Here is an 18566-nt window from a genome sequence, read left to right on the forward strand (position 1 = left end):
AATGCTTTTAAATAGTAACCAAATACAAACAATCGCTTTTGATGCAGACGACACTTTATGGCGAAATGAAGACATCTTCATAAATGCGCAAAGCGATTTTATAAGTCTACTTTTGCCATACCACGACGATGACTATGTGCGCTCTCATTTGGCGGCAGTACAGATTAAAAATTTAGAGTATTTTGGTTATGGTATTAAAGGCTTCACCTTATCCATGATCGAAACCGCCATAGAACTAACCGAAGGTCGTATTTCAGGCACAGAAATTCACCAAATCATCGAGCTGTCTAAGCGTATGCTTGCCTCTCCAGTTGAATTATTACCAGGCATAGAGGAAGTATTATCTAAATTAAAAGGCCGCTTCCGCTTGCTGGTAATTACAAAAGGGGACTTGCTTGATCAAGAAAGTAAATTAGCGCGGTCAGGTATCACCGATTACTTTGATGCCATAGAAATTGTCAGTGATAAAAATCCAGAATCGTACCGACAGATACTTCAGCGTCACCAGATTTCAACTGACAATTTTTTGATGGTAGGGAATTCATTAAAATCCGATATAATACCTGTATTGGATCTTGGGGCCCATGCTATTCACGTTCCTTATCACAGCACATGGGAACACGAAGAGGTTTCCGATGACGCTTTATTGCTGTATCCGCAACTAACGAGTTTAGTGGATATTTCTGAGCTAATGTCTTGGTTAGACCTTAAATCTCAAAGCACCACATCCACAAACGAGAAGGCAGCATCGTGAACTGTTTTAAAGTATTTATTGTCACGCTTTTTTTAATATCCTCTTTGGTGCAGGCAAATGAGTCGACGTTTGATAAAGCAAAAAGCGAAACTGAAATATTATGGAATAAAACCAAGTCTACAACTGCTGAAGTAATTGATAATACATCGGAAAAAGCTTCAGAGTTTGGCGAAAAAGCATCGGAGTTTGGAAGAAAGACTGCTGAAAGAGCCAAAGAAACAGGCGCTACTGTTTGGAAAAAAACAAAAGAAGTAGGTAATGCTGCCGCTGATGGTGCTCGTGCAGGCGCTTCGAAAATTAGATCGTTAGCAGATGGCAAAAAGTGTGAAGAAAACAGCGCAACCTGCCACAAAAATAAAGAGTAAAACAGTGAAGGATGAGGATCGTAAAAACACCGCAGCTAATAATTGGGAGCAAGAGTTCTTAGAACAAGATGATGCCCATATTACATCGGCAAAAGTGCGCTATCGTTGTCCTAAATGTGAAAGCCTATTGATTTTAAAAGAAGGTGCTAATGGCGAATTTTGGGGATGTGAGTCTTACCCATCCTGCGATTACACCGCCAATAATGAACAAGGGAAGCCGGTTAGAACAAAACGTTACCTTTGCCCAGCCTGCCAATCACCTTTACGCAGAAAGGTATTCAAAGACAACGCTTTCTGGGGGTGCTCTAATTATCCCGAATGCAAGGTCACAGTCGAAGATGACAATGGAACCCCATCAAGTACAAAGAAATACCCTTGTCGTGCCTGTGGCCATTACCTAGTGCGCAAGAAGAGTAAAAACGGATACTTTTGGGGCTGTATTACTTACCCTAAATGCACCAACACTCTTAACGATGATAAGGGTCTGCCTGTATTAAAGAAAAAACGTTAATTATGTTTTTTCTAATAGCGCAGAGCAATGTCTGATAGTGCACCTTCAACATCATCAAACTTAAACTCAAACCCTTTTTGCTCCAGCCTATGAGGTACAATTCTTGCGCCTTCTGTTAACAAAGATGCCATTTCTCCCAACATAAGATCCAATAGCCATTTAGGCATTGGCAAAAAAGCAGGGCGCTTTAATGAAAGCCCGTAAGCCTTTGCAAAGTATTTTTGCTCTATGAATTGAGGAGCCACTAAATTATAGGTTCCACTGTAAGAGTTATCGTTCATTGCAAAACAAATAGCCTGTAGTACATCGTCTATGTGAATCCATGGAAACCACTGCTTTCCACCAGCAATAGGGCCGCCAAGTCCAAGTTTAAAAGGCAAGCGCATTTTTTCTAATGCTCCTCCCACACCCAACACAACACCTAAACGATAAATCACAACACGAGTTTGTTGGGATGAAAAACTATCTGCCGAATGCTCCCAAGCTGCACATAGATCGTGCGCAAAACCAGGTCCAGGCGGGGTGTTTTCGTAAAAGGTGCCATCTGTTTCCGCCCCATAAAAGCCCACAGCAGACATAGAAATTAACGTTTTAGGGGGCTGCTGCAAGGCACTTTTAACACGGTTAGTCAAAGTCACTCGACTTTCAAAAAGGGCCCGCTTGCGCTTTTTGGTCCAAGGCTTGTTAGCTATGTTTTCTCCAGCTAAATTGATAAATACATCAAAACATTCGTCGATGAGCTTTAAATCATCTATTGATACCTGAATAATGCGAGGATCTAACTGCTGACTATTCATTCTAACAAGCGCATAAATCTGATGGCTTTCATGCAATAAAGTGGAAAGCAAAGAACGACCAATAAACCCCGTCGCACCAGATAGCAAAATTCTCATAAAACACGCTCTCGATATAAGTGGATAATAAACATACGTACAAAAAAAGAAATAGGATCAATAACTTCCTGATACTTCAGAATAGATTGTATTTCGCAAAATATATGCAGAAGATGATAAGGTTTTTTGTTCTGCACCTTCTTTTTCTGGTATAGGATGGCTAAAATGGGGAATCGAGAAACATTAGGTATCAAAATGCTACGCAAAGAATACGATCACATCATACTTCTTGCACACGGAAGCCCCGATCCTCTTTGGAAACAGCCCTTCGAGTCACTCTACCATCAAGTGTCACTAACTTATGGTAAAGATAACGCGAGTTTAGCTTATATGGAGCTTACCACTCCTTCTTTAGAAGATGTTATCGAGAAGTTAGGGGAAGAGGTTAAAACTGTTGCCGTGCTGCCACTTTTCTTAGCCGTTGGCCGACATCTAAGACACGATGTACCTGCGCAAATAGCAGCACTACAAAGCGATGACCTACAGATAGAGCTACTGCCTCCAATCGGTGATGATGACTTAGTAAAGCAAGCTATGCAAACTGTCGTAGCCAACCATTTAGGTAAGGTTTAAACATGCCATTCGTTTTCGATAATTCAGGGAGTCGGATAAATGCTATTTAAACATTTACCTGATGAAATATTTCAGGCTTTGAGCGGATCTAACAGAGCATTAATTGAAGCTGTGCTGAACGATCTTGCGGATGTTTTTTATGATCATGCAGAAGACCCAATAAAAGATAAATCAACCATTATTGAGTCGATAGAAGACACGCTTCATAAGTTAGACACGCTTGCTTGGCATGACGATCAGAAAGAATCTTTTGATTCTCCAAAGACCATCCATGATTACGCATTAAGAATTTACCATCGTTTGGTGAATACAGGATGGCTAGTGGAAGAGCAGGAGTTGTATCGTGTCAGTGTTCTCATGACACCACAAATATCTATGCTGTTGCGCTCTTTAGTCGAAATTAGCCGACATGGTAAACGCAACTATGGGGCAACCGTATTAAGCATTTTGAGTAATTTGGAGTCCGTTGCTAAACACCCCAAAGAACGAGGGGTCACTTTACGCCAATCAGCAGAGGCATCAAGAGACTTTTCAGCTCACCTCAATCAGATATTACTTGGTATACGCAGTTTGCAGAGAGAACTCTTTGCCAGCCGAGACCCTAAAGCCATTGTTGCCGGTTTTTTTGACTTGTTTGTTGAGGGCATATTAATCGCCGATTATAAAACCATCAAAACGAGCAACAACCCATTTCGGTTTAGAAGACAAATACTAGAACTAACACAAGATTTCTTAAGTAACCCTGAAACCATGGGGCAAGTTGCTCAGTGCTACGTTGATCAGCAACTCATTACTATGGCTGAAGCACAAGCTATGGTTGAGAAAGATTGTCGAGACATTATCCAAACCTTCAGCAATATTGAACAGCGCCTAGAACGTATTGACGAATATCGATATCGCCTTGAAAAACGAGCGGCTGATACGGCACGTTATATGGACAGCTCTCGTCCTGGCATGGCGAACAAAGTCGCAGGTATTATTGCGGATGTTGCAAAATTCGACAAACTACCAATATTAAAAGATGTTATTGGTGCTCGCTTTGTTGGCATGGCATCTGCTGCACAACCAACAAAACGTCGAGAGCCACCACCACCACGAGTAATGACACCTTCGGAAGTATCAGCGGATGCGATAAAGTTGCGCGATCATCAGCGTCGCTTCCATGAAGCTCGACAGGTTACCATCCCGAAAATGCAAAATTATTTGGATAAACAAATAACCATCGGTGATAGCAAGCACATTTTAGACTTTACCATTGAATCAGTAGAAGACTTTGTTTGCTTTGATCATTTGCGTTACGTCGGATCTCTTGGCGTAAGTGCTAAGAAAATAGAAGAGTTATTTGAGATACAGTTTACTGACCAGTATTTGGATGTGCATAATTTCGTTGAATGTCGTGAATTTACTGTAGTGCGTAGGAGCAAAGCGTAATGCTTAGAGAATTAAAAAAAGTCGTTGAAGAGTCAGGCAAAGACGCTCAAGAATTCCAACAAACGGCAAATTTTGTGATTGCGAATCAGTTTGCCAGCGCCTACAAACATGGCCAACGAAAACATTATTTGCTGCTTGAATCCTATCAAGACTACTTTGATAACCTATTCGATGCTTTGGGTATGAAGCTCTATATCAATGAGAATGAACGTCTTGCTGGCGTCTTGCCAATCCAAAAAGAGGCTTTTGTTCGTTTGAAAACGGACGAAACCTTGTTCTTGTTGGTCCTTCGTCAAATTTACGAAGAAAAAATCGAGAACTTTGAGGTTGATAATGGTTTTGTGGCAACCAATACACACACCATATTAGATAGATTCGTACAGCTAGTTAAACGCGAAATTCCAAACGAAACCCGATTCAAAGATATTCTGGCCTTATTCAGCCGTCATGGCATTGTCATTCGAGGCAAATCCTATGAAGAAGACAGTAAGAACCAGATGATTAACATAACACCTGTGGTGAGATTGATCGTGACGGAAGCATACCTAAGACAATTAGAGTCATTCAATGGTACGGATCCAGATGAAGACGACATAATGGAGACAGATGTCGAAACAGAAACACCACTAGAAACGACTCAAGACTAGGGCCAAGATATGAAAAAGTTAAATCGCATCGTATTAGTAAATTGGTACCTGTTGGGTGCAGAAGAGATAAGTATTCGTGGCAATACAGCCATAATCGGGCCAACAGGCTCTGGTAAATCCTCTTTACTTGATGCCATACAAACCGTATTGACCGGTGCCAGCAAACGACACCTAAATTACAATGCCAGTGCCAATGATGGTAAAGCAAGTGGCCGAAGCATTCGTTCCTACATTTTAGGGATGATAGACTCAGGCCAAGCTAATGCCAAAGCTTTCGGTACCCAGCCAAGACAAGATGCAACCAGTTATCTTGCATTGGTTTTTGAAGATAGCATCACAGGAAAAGAATCCACCGTTGGTATTACATTGAGTGCTTCCTTAGCGTCGCCCGAAGAAGATGTACTTGGTCGCTTTGTACTTTCTAATTTTGGAGCTCGCAAATCTGATTTTATTGATGCGATGGAAGGCAAAAGTTACAAAGCCAAGCCTTGGATTGAGGTGCGTGAAAATCTGAAAAAAGTCTGCCTTGACCCATACATCAAGTCCGGTAGCGCCTCTGCTACTCAATATATCAACCGCTACTTGGAAGAACTTAGTCCAAGTTCTGATCATTTAATTACGCTTGATAGCTTTCTTAAAAACTTCAAAAATGCCCTTAAGTTTGTACCTATTGCTTCACCTACACGCTTTGTACAGGACTTCGTCTTGGCAGAAGCACCGTTGCAAGTAGGTGCTTACCAAAAATCTCTAAATGAATACCGCCAACTAGAAGCGAAAACACTAGAAGTTTCTAAACGTATTGATGATTTAAAACTCATCCAACAAGATTGTGAGAAAAAACATCAGCAAGAACAAAGTGCGATTAACTATCAATGGATTGCGACAGAAGCGCGTTTTGATGAGCTAGGTAGTAAGCAAGACGACATCCAAGATCAGTATGAACTTCAAAAAGAACGTGAAGAAGAGATAGAAGAAGAACTCACCACTCAAGGTAGCTTATTAAAACAACTGCAGGGGCAATTACTGCGTTTTGAACAACAATATGAACACTCTGACGTTGGTCTAAAGCTGCAGCAACTAGAACAAAATAAGAAGCTATTAACGCTACAAGGTCAACAAGATCAAAAAGCGATCTTACAAGTACGACAGCTCACTGTATTGCTATCGGCGCTTAATTCATTTGAAGATATACTTTCAAAAGAAACAATTGCTTTGGTGGGTGAGCTTTCATCATTTACTGGTTTGATTTCAGAAGACGGCCGTGTCGAAGGTAATCTAAAACCTTTGACTCAAAAATTAGTCGCGCTTAATGAATCGCTAGACAAAGAAAAATCTCAAGTATTTGGTCAGCGCTCTGAGCTTAACCGAACAATTTTGAATTTGAAGGATGAGTGCAAGCAACTTGAGTCTGATGTTTCCTCTTTAAAAGGCGGTGTCAGCCCGCTTTCTCAAAACACAAAACGTCTCATCGCGCTATTAAGAGATGCCAATATCACTGCCACACCATTGAGTCATTTGTCTGAAGTAACAGACCGAAAATGGCAAGACGCTATTGAAGGGTACCTTGGCGCACAACGTGAAGCTTTGATTGTAGAGCCTGAAGACGCAGAAGAGGCGATTCGTATTTTTCGTGCTCATCGACGTCAGTTAATGGGCTGTCGAGTTATCGACACCACACAAACTCGACTTTGGTTGAATCGTGGTGACAATAATTCAGCATTGCGCTTTATTCGTTGCAACAATGATCACGCTCAAGCTTATTTGAATCGTCGTTTAGGTGGAATTAAGCCTGTCGATACAGAGCGTGAGTTGCTACGTGAAGACAGCGCAATGACTGCGGATGGCATGTTAAAGCTTGCAGGTACTATTTCTACGATTCGTTTTGTTCCTCACATGATGGTTGGTATTAATACAGAAGGTATGCGTGAATCTCGTGAAAAACAATTAGTCAGCTTAAGTGGCGAGCTAATGAATTTCCTTAAAGCGGATCAACGTCTGGAACAAGCAGATTCATTGCTTGGTCGTATCATGGCGAACAACCAGTTTGATGCAGATACAATAAGTAATGCGAGCCATTCGGTCACTAGATTAACTCAAGAACTAGAGTCCGTTGAAGCTGAAATCATGCAATTACAAAAACATGATGATACCGAGCTACAAGAACGTATTGAAGAACTAAAATCTCGTATTGCTAATGTTGAACTAGATCAGAAAAAACTCGACCGTGAACGCCAGCAAATTGCTGAGCAATTTGGTGCGCTAAACACACAGAAAAGCCAACTAAGCTCTGCTTTATCGGCCCTTGATGAAGAGCGTAATAGACTTACATCAAATCCAAAATACGATGCCGAATTCGCCAGTGAACGCTATGCGTTATTGGAAGGTAGTATGGTAAATGGCGCTGCCATTTATAAAGAAGCCATCAGCCGTGCTGAAAAGGCCAACGAAAAAGCCCGTAGTTTCGATCAAAAAGTTCGTAAAGAAGTCGCAGACCATTATGGTAAATACCATCATGCCAATCTCGACAATGATGTTCAATTGGATTATCTAGAATCGAAATTTGAAGAGTTCGAACATTATGTTTCTTACCAAATCGATATTCTTAGCGAAACTGAATTGGCAAAATACGCTAAACGTGCGGAGTTAGCCCGTCGAGAAGCCGAAGAAACTTTCCGTTCAGATTATGTATCTAAACTGAAAGACTCTCTTGACCAAGTGGCACACATTATTCGCGAACTAAACCACAGTTTAAAACGCCGTCCATTTAACCAAGAAATCTATCAATTCCGCTATTACCCAAATGGTGATATGAAAGACATCTTGGATCTAGTAGAACGCTTTAGCGCTCAAGACCAAGCGAATGTAGGTGGACTATTTGACCCAAATTTAAGCGACGATCCAGATCATGCTCGCGCTATAGAATCTATTCAAGAGCTGATTTCAGATGATGAGAAACAACAAGATCTTGCTGACTATCGTAAATTTTATAATTTCGAAGTCGATATATTAGATGCCGATGGTAACAAGAAGACGACGCTAAGCCAGCGAATTCAAACTGGCTCTGGTGGAGAACACCAAATTCCATTTTACTTGGCTATTGCAGCGGCCTTGTCGACCACTTATCGTTTACATGAAACTATGGATGGGGAAATTGTTGGTGGCTTCTCTTTGGCGATGTTTGACGAAGCTTTCAACAAAATTGACATGGTGAAAACATCGACTTGTATGGGCTTTATGAAAGACATTGGTCTACAGGTTATCGCTGCAGCACCAGATGATAAGCGTGCGGTTATGGCAGCGAACATGGATACTATTATTAGTGTTTGGCGAGAAGGTGGCGCAGTCTCAATTGATGTTGCTTACCCTAAAGAAAAAGGCCAAACCTTGCTAAATGGCCAAGTAGAAACGCTACCGACTCCAGCTTAATAGAGAGCGAAATGATCGTACAAAATCAGATAAACACACGTATTAATGAAAACTTAGACGTACAGCATATGACTCTCGAAAACGAGAGCCATATGCATAATGTACCAGAAGGCAGTGAATCTCATTTCAAACTTGTTTTAGTTAGTGATGCTTTTGAAGGGAAGAGGCTAGTTCAGCGCCATCAACTTGTCTACGCTACACTGAAAGAAGAAATGTCGATGATTCACGCCCTTGCTATGCACCTTTACTCTACAAAAGAGTGGCGTGAGCGTAACGCGCTTGCCCCATCATCGCCAAAATGCCACGGAGGCGAGTAGATCAATTGATCCCGCTCGATTAGCATATGAGTATTTCAGTTACTGTAAACGAAGAAAAAGACCTAGTTACCATTAATATAATTGGAAGTTTCGATTTTTCATTATTTAATGATTTTCGTGAAGCCTATTCCTCATTGACGAGTACATATAAAAGCTATGTTGTCGATATGAGCATGGTCGAGTATTTAGACAGTGCTGCACTTGGCATGCTCCTTAGCATGAGAAATGCAATCGAGTTGGACAGCGCTATTAGACTAGAAGGAGCTAATGACTTTATTAAAAACATTCTAATGATTTCACGCTTCGATAAACGCTTTGACATTCAGTAAGGCTAAGTAGATGAAATTATTATGCGTAGACAGTGAGCCGGTTTACCGCGAAATTATTTCTTTATGTGCAGAAAGCGTCGGCGCAAAGGTTAAGAGTGTTGATTGCTTTGATGAAGCAATAAGTGCCTTTTCTGACTTCGCACCAGATATTGTCATCTTGGACGTTATTATTAAAGGTGGCAGCGGAATTGACCTCGTTAAACAAATGAAAACCATGTCTGGCAATCGCTTCGTTCCTATCATATTTTTGGCATCACAGACGTCAGACGCTGTCATGGGTAGTTGCTTTCAATGTGGCGCTGACGATTTCATCCCTAAGCCATTCAGTGAAATTTTGTTCAATATTCGACTCAAGACACATATGCGTCATGTCGAATTGATCAAAGAAATGTACCGTAAAAACAAAGCACTCACATACTATCAAACCATGATTGAACGAGAGCACGAAATGGCTCACCATGTTCTTGACCATATCCAAACGCGTAGTGAACGAAATTCCGAATACGTTGCTATAACTCGATTATCAGCAGCGAGCTTTAACGGTGACCTAGCGCTTGTAAAAACACGGTCTGATGGTGCTCGTTTAGCTTTTGTTGGAGATTTCACTGGGCATGGTTTGCCCGCATCGATTGGGGCTTTACCAGTGATGCAGGCTTTTTTTGATGCAGTAGATGATTTGGTTGATATCAATAAATTAGCAGAAAGAATCAACCGAATTTTAATCAGTGTTTTACCCGATTATATGTTTTGCGCTGGGTACTTAGTGTTAGTAGATCCCAATGGGAAAATTTTGTACTGGGGCGGCGGTATGCCTAATGCATTTATCCGTCGCTCGACTGGTGAGCTCGACTACCTTAGATCCAATCACATGCCTCTTGGTATTTTGTCAGTTAGAGAATTTGAAGCGGACTTGCAAAACGACAAACTAGACACAGGTGATACGCTGATAATTATGTCTGATGGTGTATTAGAGTTAAAAAACACCTCTGAAGAAATGTTAGGGAGCGATAGAGTAGAGGTTATCATTAATGCGTCTTATGCAGAAAAAAGCTTAATAACGGCGCAAAAAATAGCAGAAAGAAAGTTGGCGGAGTACCAGGGGGAGTCGATTCAATTAGACGACATTACATTACTTGCACTTAGAAGTACCTGCTTGCAATAATTTACAAGCAGGCATTACGAATATTATCGCTTACCACCTTTCTTTTTGTTTTTATTATTGCCTTGCTTAGGCTGTGCTTTAGGAAAAGGGCGCTTTTCTGGCTCAGTACGAAGCACTAAGAATAAATCCGTTACCACTTCTGGTATTTGTGCAATGCAAGAGTTGGTCAATTTTTCACTTTGGCGAATTTGTACCACTTCTTCATCGTCAAACAAATCAGACGCAACCATAATCGGCAATAAAAGCTCAGCTACAACTTCTTCCTTTTCAGACTCAAACCATTGGCTTTCAGTCATAAACACGCCTTCCATAAAGCCTGTGGCCCATTCTTGCAGCTCACTTAACTCTTCAGGAGATTGACCCATTTCTAACTCACAAGGAACCATAAAGCCATCTTCAGATTCTAGCTCTTTTTGAATATCAACAAAAAGACGGGATAAATACTGGGTGATTTGCTTTTCTTGCTTTTCATTTTCGAACTGTGGCGCCTCTTCGAAAATAACGGGTAACCATTGATTGTCCGCTGTCGGTGCAGGACAAATAGCTAATGCCGTCAAAAAGCCATGAGCCATCACAAAGTTCTGACATTCCTCATGAACTTGATCCGATTCCAAAAAATTTTCTAACGTCTCTAGTTCAAGATCATCAAGAGGTTGATGTGCCATGTATATGTTTCCCCGATACAAATTAAGTTTATGATTCTAGCGAAAAGAGAGCGAAAAATCGATGCAGAAAGCAGTGCGTTAAGGGATAATTCCTAAATGAATTTAAAGACACTCACACTTTCCCGCTTAGGTTACTCAGAATATCGCCCATTACAAGAAGTGGCGATCGATGCTTTGTGCGCAGGGCAGGATGTTTTACTTGCTGCGCCTACGGGCGGGGGCAAATCCTTAGTCTACCAATCCGCAGGTTTGATCAGGCATGGCGTGGCAGTCATTGTTAGCCCATTACTGTCTTTAATGTCTCAGCAAGTAGAAGAGTTAAGCAAAAAGGGGATTCGAGCTAAGTTTCTAAACTCCACTCTAAACCCTGGTGAGCAAGATGACTTAATCTGGGCTCTAAGACACGAACATATCGACTTGCTTTACATATCGCCTGAAAAGTTAGTCCAACCATCTGTTATCGGCTTTTTACACAGTTTTAATATTTCTTTATTTGCCATAGATGAAGCACATTGTATTTCTCAATGGGGGAGTTTTTTTAGGCCTGAGTACAGTCAGTTGGGGCAACTAAAAGAATCTTTTCCAAACGTCCCCATCATCGCTTTAACCGGAACTGTCGATAAAGAGACAATAAACACGATTCAAACATCTCTACGATTGAATAATTGTCAGGTTCTGCGTAGCAGTTTTGATCGATCAAATATAAAGATTCAAATCGCCCAAAAACGTAAAGCCAAGCAACAAGTGTTGTATTTTTTACATCATGAAGTGCCAGGTGAAACGGGCATTATTTATTGCAGATCAAGAAAGAAAACTGAAGAGCTTGCAGATTGGCTTAGTGAACTAGGTTTGCCAAGCTTATGCTATCACGCTGCAATGACCGAAGAAGATAAGCAAGCTAATCACAATGCTTTTACTCAACAACCAGGGACCATAATGGTAGCGACAACAGCCTATGGCATGGGGATTGATATTGCACATGTCCGATTTGTTGTTCACATAGACCTACCCAGTAATGCGGAATCTTATTTTCAAGAAGTAGGCCGCGCGGGACGAGATGGAAAGCCTGCTAGAGCACTGCTTTTGTACGGCCTGCAAGATATGATTCAAGCTCAGCAATTAGCCTCATTGCAACCTTTTTCTGCTAACAAGGAATTGGCGAGTGTAGGTAAATTTTTTCGAGTTTTAGAAAGTAGGGGCTGTAGAAGACAAAATTTATTGGCGCATTTTGATGAAGACTTGCCCGTATGCAATAACTGCGATAGGTGCCTTTCCAATACATCTGAACAAAATGTGACGATAGCAAGCCAAAAGCTGCTTTCATTAATTTATTACACACGAGGCATTCAACCTTTCTCTTTACTAATTCAGATATTGCTGGGAAAAAAAACCAAGTCTGTACTGGCAGCTAATGCTGAAAAATCTCCATTATTTGCTAAAGGAAAAGAGCTTAATGAAGTTCAGTGGAAAGCCATCATTCGCCACCTAATTGCATTCGATTACATAACACTTGGCACAATTTCTGCTTTTTCAGTACACATAAATGAAAAGTCACGATCTGTATTAAAAGGTAAAACTCAGATCATTATTCCCAATGAGCAGTACTACCCAACTCTACATGAAGACAACCTTGAAATAGGTAGTGTAAATTGGCATAAAGTAATAGCGTGGAAATACTCTTATGGTAAAAATGTTCTCAGTGACAGCCAACTAAGATTAATCTGTCGCCATAAACCAAAATCTATCGCATCCCTAAGTAGACTAACCGGTTTATCAAAAGACCGAGTCATAGATTTTGCAGATACACTGCTAGAAATAGTACATGAAATGGATGCTTTGGAGGTGAGTCCTCAATGATGGAGCAATTAGAGTTAACCACTCAAGAACACAAAGCAAACGCCTTAAGTCATATTATTGATAAAGCAAATGACTGCTTTGATAAGGCAGATGAATTCTTTGGCAATAAATTTAAACGTTCAACATGTAATCTAAAACAGCGAGGTCGAGCTGCAGGCACGGCGCACTTACAAAAAAACGAGCTGCGATTTAACCTTTTTATGTACCAGCAAAACCCAACTGAGTTTATTAACACTGTGGTTCCACACGAAGTATCTCATCTAATTGTTTTCCAGATTTATGGTAATTCAGTGAGGCCTCACGGGAAAGAATGGCAAGCTGTAATGAGAAAAGTGTACGGCATCAACCCCAGTAGGACCCATACTTTTGAAACACCACCTCAAAAACAGCCATATGCTTATCGCTGCTCATGTCAAAAGCATCAGTTCAGTAAACAGCGCCACAATAGAGCACAAAAGGGAGTTGAGTACATTTGTAAGGGGTGTAAAACAAACTTACAATTTATAGGAGAAAACAGCTAGGGCGTAATAAAACTCTTATAATAGTGATTTAACGTGCACTTTTGCCCTGAAACCTTCATTTTTGATGCGATGGCGTTATCCTTATAGTAATATAGCGTCGTTTTATTTATAGCGTGTTTATGATGGATTTATCTAGTCGACCTAAAGAAAAGTTAGAGCTTAACAAGCTCCAGAAACGTCTGCGCAGACTGACAGGCCAAGCGATTGCTGACTTCAACATGATTGAAGATGGTGACAAGGTAATGGTATGTTTATCAGGCGGTAAAGATTCTTATACAATGCTGGAGATTCTTCGCAATCTGCAAGCAAGTGCGCCGATAGACTTTAGTATTGTCGCTGTCAATTTAGACCAAAAACAACCTGGCTTTCCTGAGCATATTTTACCTGCTTACTTGGAAGAATTGGGTGTTGATTACCACATATTAGAGCGCGACACTTACAGTATAGTAAAAGAGATTGTACCTGAAGGAAAAACCACTTGTGGGTTATGTTCAAGATTACGTCGTGGCTCGCTATACGGTTTTGCGGAAGAAATTGGTGCTACTAAAATAGCTCTTGGTCATCATAGAGATGACATTCTTGAAACCTTGTTTTTGAATATGTTCTTTGGTGGCAAGCTCAAATCTATGCCGCCTAAGCTATTAAGCGATGATGGCAAACATGTGGTTATTCGTCCTTTGGCTTACTGCAAAGAAAAAGATATCGAAGCCTTTGCTGTCATGAAAGAGTATCCAATTATTCCCTGTAATTTGTGTGGATCACAAGAGAACCTTCAAAGACAAGTTGTAAAAGACATGCTTCAAAAATGGGAAGTTGAATTCCCAGGTAGAACAGAAACTATGTTTTCTGCAATGCAAAACATTGTCCCTTCACACTTAGCAGATACAGAGTTATTCGATTTCAAAGGCTTGAAGCAAAACCCTGATGCTTTGAACAGATTAAACATTATTTCGTTATAGGATTTTAAAAATGAACATTACTTGTAAAACACTATTATTGACCGCTGGTATTTTAGGCGCATCAGTCGTAAACGCAGCGTCGACTGCTGGCGTAAGTTTAACTAACGAAACAGTAAAAGGTGATGTTAATTTTGACATGGGTACGTTCGGCGTAGACGCTGGCGTTGCTTATGACAAAGATGAAAGTTTCACAGCGACACACATTGGCGTTAACGTACAAGATGCAGACACAAGTGGACCATTACAAGTTGGGATTGGTGCTCGTGTATATGGCATCGATGCGGACGTAGAAAATGATAGCGATTTATCTATGGCACTTGCTTTAGGTGGTTGGTACCGCTACACACTACCTCAAGCAAACCGAATCAGCATTTATGGATCTATTTACTATGCCCCAGAAGTTTTATCTTTCACAAACTTAGACCATATGTATACCTATGAATTTCGTGCTGAGTACATGACAATGCGTAATGCCCGTGCATACATCAGCTATGGAAAAACAGTTGCAGTTTATGATAACAATAGCCGTGTTGAAGCGAATGAAGGCTTTGCAATCGGTGCCATGGTTGATTTCTAATAGTTGTAAGGCTCTAACACAAACTAAAAAGGTGGCTAAAGCCACCTTTTTTCTATCCTTAAAATGCTCAAATAGCGATATCAATCACCATCATAAGCACAAAGGCTAAACACTGGTATGTTAGTGTCTCGTAGTTTTTGACTGCCGCCAAGGTCTGGCAAATCAATAATTGCTGCAACCTCTTTAATATTCGCACCTTGTGCTGACAGTAATTCTATTGCGGCGAGAAGAGTTCCACCTGTTGCTATTAAGTCATCAAACAATAAGACTTCATCACCTGCTTTAACCGCACCTTCTTGTATTTCTAACTCAGCCTCTCCGTATTCTAAGGCATACTTTTGTGAAATAGTCTTGCCTGGCAGCTTGCCTTTCTTACGAACCAAGATCAGTGGTTTTTGTAATTCATACGCAAGAACAGCAGCAATAAGAAAGCCACGAGCATCAATACAGGCAATGTGAGTAATATCAGAAGAAATATAGCGATGCACATAAGCATCCACAACCATTCTCATCCCTTTTGGGTCACTAAAAATGGGAGTAATATCCCGAAAACTGATGCCTTGCTTAGGCCAGTCTTCTATTGTTTGTATTAGTGACTTAACGTAAAAATCATCGTAGAGCATTATGGTATTGCCTCAATATATCAATCAAATTTGACTGATTTTACCACAATCACTCGCAACCCCAACGAGTTTTTGCATTTCTGGGAAATCAACGATTTCAATCTCTTTACCATCGACATGTATCAACTCATTTTTTTGAAAACGAGTAATAACACGACTAACCGTTTCTACCGCAAGCCCTAGATAATTACCAATCTCTCCACGAGACATAGACAAACGAAAAGAGCTGGCTGAGTATCCACGCTTTTTAAAACGGTTAGATAAGTTCAGTAGAAAAGAAGCCACTTTTTCATCTGCGTTCTTTTTACCCAAAAGCACCATCATCTGTTGATCATCAGATATTTTACGGCTCATAACTTTAAAAATTTGATGTTTTAAGGAGGGGATTTGTGATGAAAGCTCTTCTAGATGACTAAACGGAATTTCACATACGGTCGTAGTCTCAAGTGCTTTTGCTGACACAGGGTAGGCTCCTGAATCAATTCCACTTAAACCGACCAGCTCGCTAGGACAATAAAAGCCTGTAATCTGCTCTTCTCCAAAGGAGGTAATGTTAAATGTTTTTAACGTACCTGAACGTACAGCATAAACAGAATCAAAGGCCTCACCTTGGCGAAACAAGAACTCTCCCTTTTTAAGGGGTTTTTTACGCTCAATAATCTGGTCTAATCGATTAATATCTTCATCTGCAAGTGCGATTGGAAGGCAAAGTGCGCTCAAACTGCAGTTTTGGCACTGTGAAGTGAGCGTACTGTTAAATCGTGAGTGTGTGTGTGTCAGTGACATATCAATCTCCCTGATATTAATTCAAATAACTTTTGAGAATTTTACTGTGCTATTTAAATGCTTATCGAAAACCATACAAATACAGCGAATAAGCAAGCGTCCACGGCCTGTGATCTTAATAGTGGTCTGCATTCCACTTCGATCAAACTCCAACATTCCATCCTGAAGCATGGGAGTTAAGCTATCTATTTCCTGTGAGAAATACTTATCAAAATCAATACTAAATTTTTGCTCAACTAACGTCATGTTTAACTGAAACTGTGATATTAGAGTCATGATGACATGATGGCGTATTCTATCATCACAGTCACTAATATATCCCTTAGCAATAGCTAACTGACCTTTTTCAATACTACTCCTATAAGTAGGTAAGTCAGTATAATTCTGAATATATACGCCATTTAGTTCACTAATTGCAGAAACACCAAATGCGATTAAATCCGTGCCCGCATGTGTAGTGTAGCCCTGAAAGTTTCGTTGTAATTCTCCCTGTTTTTGAGCTATGGCTAGTTCATCATTCGGTTTTGCAAAATGATCCATACCAATGTATTCGTAACCAGCGGCCAATAAGTATTCTATGCTCATTTTAAGCAAATCAAGCTTCATACTAGATAAAGGCAAAGAGTCATCACTTATGCGTCTTTGAGCGCGAAAACGATCAGGTAAATGTGCATAATTAAACAAAGAAATCCGCTCTGGTGATAATGAAACAACCTGTTTAAGCGTTTCTTTAAAGCCTTCAATAGATTGATAAGGCAAGCCATAGATTAGATCGAAATTAATCGATTTAATGCCTAACTTCCTAGCGTCTTCAACAAGGCTTTCAACCATACTATAGGGCTGTACTCTATGTATTGCTTTCTGAACCTTATGATCAAAGTCTTGGACGCCAACACTAATTCGGTTGATACCCATTTCAGTCAGTAGCTCAAGTTTTGAGTAGTTAATCTCTCTAGGATCGATCTCAATACTGTAATCCTGTGAACCATCATTAACCAAATTGAAATATTGTTTGACGCTATCAAATAATACTTTAATAAGATCTTCTGTCAGGAAAGTAGGGGTGCCACCACCAAAATGGAGCTGTGTGACCTTCCTTGAGTCATCAAGCATAAGACTACGCAGTCTCATTTCTTCACCTAACAACTCAACATACTCTATCCCTTTATCGTATTGCTTAGTGACAATCTTGTTACACGCGCAGTAGTAACAAAGGTGCGCGCAAAATGGAACATGAAAATACAAACTAAGATCTGCTTCCGATGGCATTAACATCTTGTCAATCAGCGCTATTTTGCTGATTGAAGCGTCAAACTGTGGAGCAGTAGGATAAGAGGTATAGCGAGGCCCAGATAAATCATACTTACTAATAAGTGCGGAATCCCAGATCATTATTCGTTCCTATTAAAATTTCTAATAGGAATTCTACTCTTTCAAGCAAGAGCTTATTCTGACACAGATCAATAGTTATCTTCCTGAATGTTGAAAAAACCGACTTCAATTTCTATAAAAAATTGAATTTAGTTCTAACGCTAAGATGAATCTGATTTAATAGTGGCTTTTAAGCATGAAAGTATGAAAACACTCCCTATATACTTTGCTCATGGGGCTGGAGCAGGTCATAAAAACGACTTTTTAGTACGCCTTTGCAACGCCCTTAATGAGCAAACCAAACAAGTCGTACATCCTGTTACTTTCTCATATATGGCAGAACAGGAGCGTACAGGTAATAAAAGGCCACCACCGAACTTCAAGTCTCTTATCCCAGAGTTTGAACAACTTATCGAAAATGAAGACGCATGTGTGGTTGCTGGCAAATCGATGGGAGGGCGTGTAGGCACTCAATTGAGTCATCTGCCTTGTGTCAAAGCGGTTATTTGTTTTGGCTTCCCCTTTTACCCAGCTGGCAAGCCTGAAAAAAATAGGTTGTCGTTTCTTGAAGGGTTAAAACAACCATGCCTTATTATTCAAGGAACAAGAGATCAGCTTGGTTCTCTAGATTGGGTGAGTCGACAGTCATTGCCTGATAATGTCGAAGTTCTATGGATTGAAGGTGCTGATCACGACTTCAAAACCCTTAAAAAGCTCAACAAAAGCATAGACGATACCATTCTAGAATTAGCAGCACACACAAAAAAATGGCTCGAACTTAATACCTAATCAAAGGGAA

20 protein-coding genes are annotated in these 18566 nt (G+C 40.4%); 15 read left to right on the forward strand and 5 right to left on the reverse strand.

Annotated elements, in window-relative coordinates; translation table 11 throughout:
- Position 1: 1 nt before the first annotated feature.
- From JSY38_RS00610 to JSY38_RS00620, 3 genes are read left to right on the forward strand one after another with little or no spacing between them, the layout of a single operon-like run.
- Positions 2–754, forward strand: coding sequence for an HAD family hydrolase (locus JSY38_RS00610; protein WP_114413581.1), 753 nt, complete (start codon positions 2–4; stop codon positions 752–754).
- On the forward strand, positions 751–1119 hold the full coding sequence (locus JSY38_RS00615; protein ID WP_205114753.1) for a hypothetical protein: 369 nt from the start codon (positions 751–753) through the stop codon (positions 1117–1119). The genes JSY38_RS00610 and JSY38_RS00615 overlap by 4 nt, the downstream gene beginning before the upstream one ends.
- A 4-nt stretch (positions 1120–1123) precedes the next feature.
- Entirely contained in the window at positions 1124–1630 is a 507-nt protein-coding gene (locus JSY38_RS00620) for a DNA topoisomerase family protein (protein WP_114413579.1), read from the forward strand.
- Between the two features lie 11 nt (positions 1631–1641).
- On the opposite strand, the gene JSY38_RS00625 is transcribed toward JSY38_RS00620, so the two are convergent.
- Positions 1642–2523, reverse strand: a complete 882-nt coding sequence (locus tag JSY38_RS00625) for a TIGR01777 family oxidoreductase (RefSeq protein ID WP_205114755.1) — start codon at positions 2521–2523, stop codon at positions 1642–1644.
- 165 nt (positions 2524–2688) lie between these two features.
- On the opposite strand from JSY38_RS00625, the gene JSY38_RS00630 reads away from it, so the two are divergent.
- From JSY38_RS00630 to JSY38_RS00660, 7 genes are read left to right on the forward strand one after another with little or no spacing between them, the layout of a single operon-like run.
- The gene (locus JSY38_RS00630) at positions 2689–3096 is read left to right on the forward strand and encodes a sirohydrochlorin chelatase (RefSeq protein WP_205114757.1); all 408 of its coding nucleotides are present in this window, start codon (positions 2689–2691) and stop codon (positions 3094–3096) included.
- A gap of 39 nt (positions 3097–3135) precedes the next feature.
- Positions 3136–4527 (forward strand): Wadjet anti-phage system protein JetA family protein, encoded by a 1392-nt coding sequence (locus JSY38_RS00635; protein WP_205114758.1) that lies wholly within the window; start codon positions 3136–3138, stop codon positions 4525–4527.
- Complete coding sequence (locus tag JSY38_RS00640) at positions 4527–5174, forward strand: DUF4194 domain-containing protein (RefSeq protein WP_114413575.1); 648 nt, start codon at positions 4527–4529, stop codon at positions 5172–5174. The genes JSY38_RS00635 and JSY38_RS00640 overlap by 1 nt, the downstream gene beginning before the upstream one ends.
- A gap of 9 nt (positions 5175–5183) precedes the next feature.
- Positions 5184–8600: an SbcC/MukB-like Walker B domain-containing protein gene (locus tag JSY38_RS00645; RefSeq protein ID WP_205114759.1), complete on the forward strand. Its 3417-nt coding sequence runs from the start codon at positions 5184–5186 to the stop codon at positions 8598–8600.
- Positions 8601–8611: 11 nt separating this feature from the next.
- Positions 8612–8917 (forward strand): BolA family protein, encoded by a 306-nt coding sequence (locus JSY38_RS00650; protein ID WP_114413573.1) that lies wholly within the window; start codon positions 8612–8614, stop codon positions 8915–8917.
- 26 nt (positions 8918–8943) lie between these two features.
- Positions 8944–9246 carry an STAS domain-containing protein gene (locus JSY38_RS00655; RefSeq protein WP_205114760.1) on the forward strand — a complete coding sequence of 101 codons (303 nt, stop codon included), beginning with the start codon at positions 8944–8946 and terminating at the stop codon, positions 9244–9246.
- A gap of 10 nt (positions 9247–9256) precedes the next feature.
- Positions 9257–10408, forward strand: a complete 1152-nt coding sequence (locus JSY38_RS00660) for a fused response regulator/phosphatase (RefSeq protein WP_205114761.1) — start codon at positions 9257–9259, stop codon at positions 10406–10408.
- 23 nt (positions 10409–10431) lie between these two features.
- Here the strand turns inward: JSY38_RS00660 and JSY38_RS00665 are convergent, their stop codons facing one another.
- Positions 10432–11073: a UPF0149 family protein gene (locus JSY38_RS00665; RefSeq protein ID WP_114413570.1), complete on the reverse strand. Its 642-nt coding sequence runs from the start codon at positions 11071–11073 to the stop codon at positions 10432–10434.
- Between the two features lie 96 nt (positions 11074–11169).
- Between JSY38_RS00665 and JSY38_RS00670 the strand changes: the two genes are divergently transcribed.
- The 4 genes from JSY38_RS00670 (at position 11170) to JSY38_RS00685 (ending at position 14987) form a co-directional block, all read left to right on the forward strand.
- On the forward strand, positions 11170–12930 hold the full coding sequence (locus tag JSY38_RS00670) for a RecQ family ATP-dependent DNA helicase (RefSeq protein ID WP_114413569.1): 1761 nt from the start codon (positions 11170–11172) through the stop codon (positions 12928–12930).
- Positions 12927–13451, forward strand: coding sequence for a SprT family zinc-dependent metalloprotease (locus tag JSY38_RS00675; RefSeq protein WP_114413568.1), 525 nt, complete (start codon positions 12927–12929; stop codon positions 13449–13451). Before JSY38_RS00670 ends, JSY38_RS00675 begins: the two co-directional genes overlap by 4 nt.
- A gap of 119 nt (positions 13452–13570) precedes the next feature.
- Positions 13571–14410, forward strand: a complete 840-nt coding sequence (ttcA, locus tag JSY38_RS00680) for a tRNA 2-thiocytidine(32) synthetase TtcA (protein WP_114413567.1) — start codon at positions 13571–13573, stop codon at positions 14408–14410.
- 10 nt (positions 14411–14420) lie between these two features.
- Positions 14421–14987: a YfaZ family outer membrane protein gene (locus JSY38_RS00685; RefSeq protein ID WP_114413566.1), complete on the forward strand. Its 567-nt coding sequence runs from the start codon at positions 14421–14423 to the stop codon at positions 14985–14987.
- An 80-nt stretch (positions 14988–15067) separates the two neighbouring features.
- Here JSY38_RS00685 and JSY38_RS00690 read toward each other — a convergent pair whose 3' ends face one another.
- From JSY38_RS00690 to hemN, 3 genes are read right to left on the reverse strand one after another with little or no spacing between them, the layout of a single operon-like run.
- On the reverse strand, positions 15068–15610 hold the full coding sequence (locus tag JSY38_RS00690) for an adenine phosphoribosyltransferase (protein ID WP_114413565.1): 543 nt from the start codon (positions 15608–15610) through the stop codon (positions 15068–15070).
- A gap of 24 nt (positions 15611–15634) precedes the next feature.
- A complete protein-coding gene (gene fnr, locus JSY38_RS00695; protein ID WP_114413564.1) occupies positions 15635–16396 on the reverse strand; it encodes a fumarate/nitrate reduction transcriptional regulator Fnr in 762 nt (253 codons plus the stop codon).
- Between the two features lie 21 nt (positions 16397–16417).
- Positions 16418–17788: an oxygen-independent coproporphyrinogen III oxidase gene (hemN, locus tag JSY38_RS00700; RefSeq protein WP_114413563.1), complete on the reverse strand. Its 1371-nt coding sequence runs from the start codon at positions 17786–17788 to the stop codon at positions 16418–16420.
- Between the two features lie 183 nt (positions 17789–17971).
- On the opposite strand from hemN, the gene JSY38_RS00705 reads away from it, so the two are divergent.
- Positions 17972–18556, forward strand: coding sequence for an alpha/beta family hydrolase (locus tag JSY38_RS00705; RefSeq protein ID WP_205114762.1), 585 nt, complete (start codon positions 17972–17974; stop codon positions 18554–18556).
- Positions 18557–18566 lie beyond the last annotated feature (10 nt).

Origin of the sequence: Marinomonas foliarum (assembly GCF_016906065.1) — a bacterium.
GTDB classification, from domain to species: domain Bacteria; phylum Pseudomonadota; class Gammaproteobacteria; order Pseudomonadales; family Marinomonadaceae; genus Marinomonas; species Marinomonas foliarum.

What these genes read in the sequence shown, in the direction of transcription:
- JSY38_RS00610 (WP_114413581.1), top strand. Translation starts at nt 2, where the DNA reads ATGCTTTTAAATAGTAACCAAATACAAACAATCGCTTTTGATGCAGAC.
- JSY38_RS00625 (WP_205114755.1), bottom strand. Translation starts at nt 2,523, where the DNA reads ATGAGAATTTTGCTATCTGGTGCGACGGGGTTTATTGGTCGTTCTTTG.
- JSY38_RS00630 (WP_205114757.1), top strand. Translation starts at nt 2,689, where the DNA reads ATGGGGAATCGAGAAACATTAGGTATCAAAATGCTACGCAAAGAATAC.
- JSY38_RS00635 (WP_205114758.1), top strand. Translation starts at nt 3,136, where the DNA reads ATGCTATTTAAACATTTACCTGATGAAATATTTCAGGCTTTGAGCGGA.
- JSY38_RS00640 (WP_114413575.1), top strand. Translation starts at nt 4,527, where the DNA reads ATGCTTAGAGAATTAAAAAAAGTCGTTGAAGAGTCAGGCAAAGACGCT.
- JSY38_RS00645 (WP_205114759.1), top strand. Translation starts at nt 5,184, where the DNA reads ATGAAAAAGTTAAATCGCATCGTATTAGTAAATTGGTACCTGTTGGGT.
- JSY38_RS00650 (WP_114413573.1), top strand. Translation starts at nt 8,612, where the DNA reads ATGATCGTACAAAATCAGATAAACACACGTATTAATGAAAACTTAGAC.
- JSY38_RS00655 (WP_205114760.1), top strand. Translation starts at nt 8,944, where the DNA reads ATGAGTATTTCAGTTACTGTAAACGAAGAAAAAGACCTAGTTACCATT.
- JSY38_RS00660 (WP_205114761.1), top strand. Translation starts at nt 9,257, where the DNA reads ATGAAATTATTATGCGTAGACAGTGAGCCGGTTTACCGCGAAATTATT.
- JSY38_RS00665 (WP_114413570.1), bottom strand. Translation starts at nt 11,073, where the DNA reads ATGGCACATCAACCTCTTGATGATCTTGAACTAGAGACGTTAGAAAAT.
- JSY38_RS00670 (WP_114413569.1), top strand. Translation starts at nt 11,170, where the DNA reads ATGAATTTAAAGACACTCACACTTTCCCGCTTAGGTTACTCAGAATAT.
- JSY38_RS00675 (WP_114413568.1), top strand. Translation starts at nt 12,927, where the DNA reads ATGATGGAGCAATTAGAGTTAACCACTCAAGAACACAAAGCAAACGCC.
- ttcA (WP_114413567.1), top strand. Translation starts at nt 13,571, where the DNA reads ATGATGGATTTATCTAGTCGACCTAAAGAAAAGTTAGAGCTTAACAAG.
- JSY38_RS00685 (WP_114413566.1), top strand. Translation starts at nt 14,421, where the DNA reads ATGAACATTACTTGTAAAACACTATTATTGACCGCTGGTATTTTAGGC.
- JSY38_RS00690 (WP_114413565.1), bottom strand. Translation starts at nt 15,610, where the DNA reads ATGCTCTACGATGATTTTTACGTTAAGTCACTAATACAAACAATAGAA.
- fnr (WP_114413564.1), bottom strand. Translation starts at nt 16,396, where the DNA reads ATGTCACTGACACACACACACTCACGATTTAACAGTACGCTCACTTCA.
- hemN (WP_114413563.1), bottom strand. Translation starts at nt 17,788, where the DNA reads ATGATCTGGGATTCCGCACTTATTAGTAAGTATGATTTATCTGGGCCT.
- JSY38_RS00705 (WP_205114762.1), top strand. Translation starts at nt 17,972, where the DNA reads ATGAAAACACTCCCTATATACTTTGCTCATGGGGCTGGAGCAGGTCAT.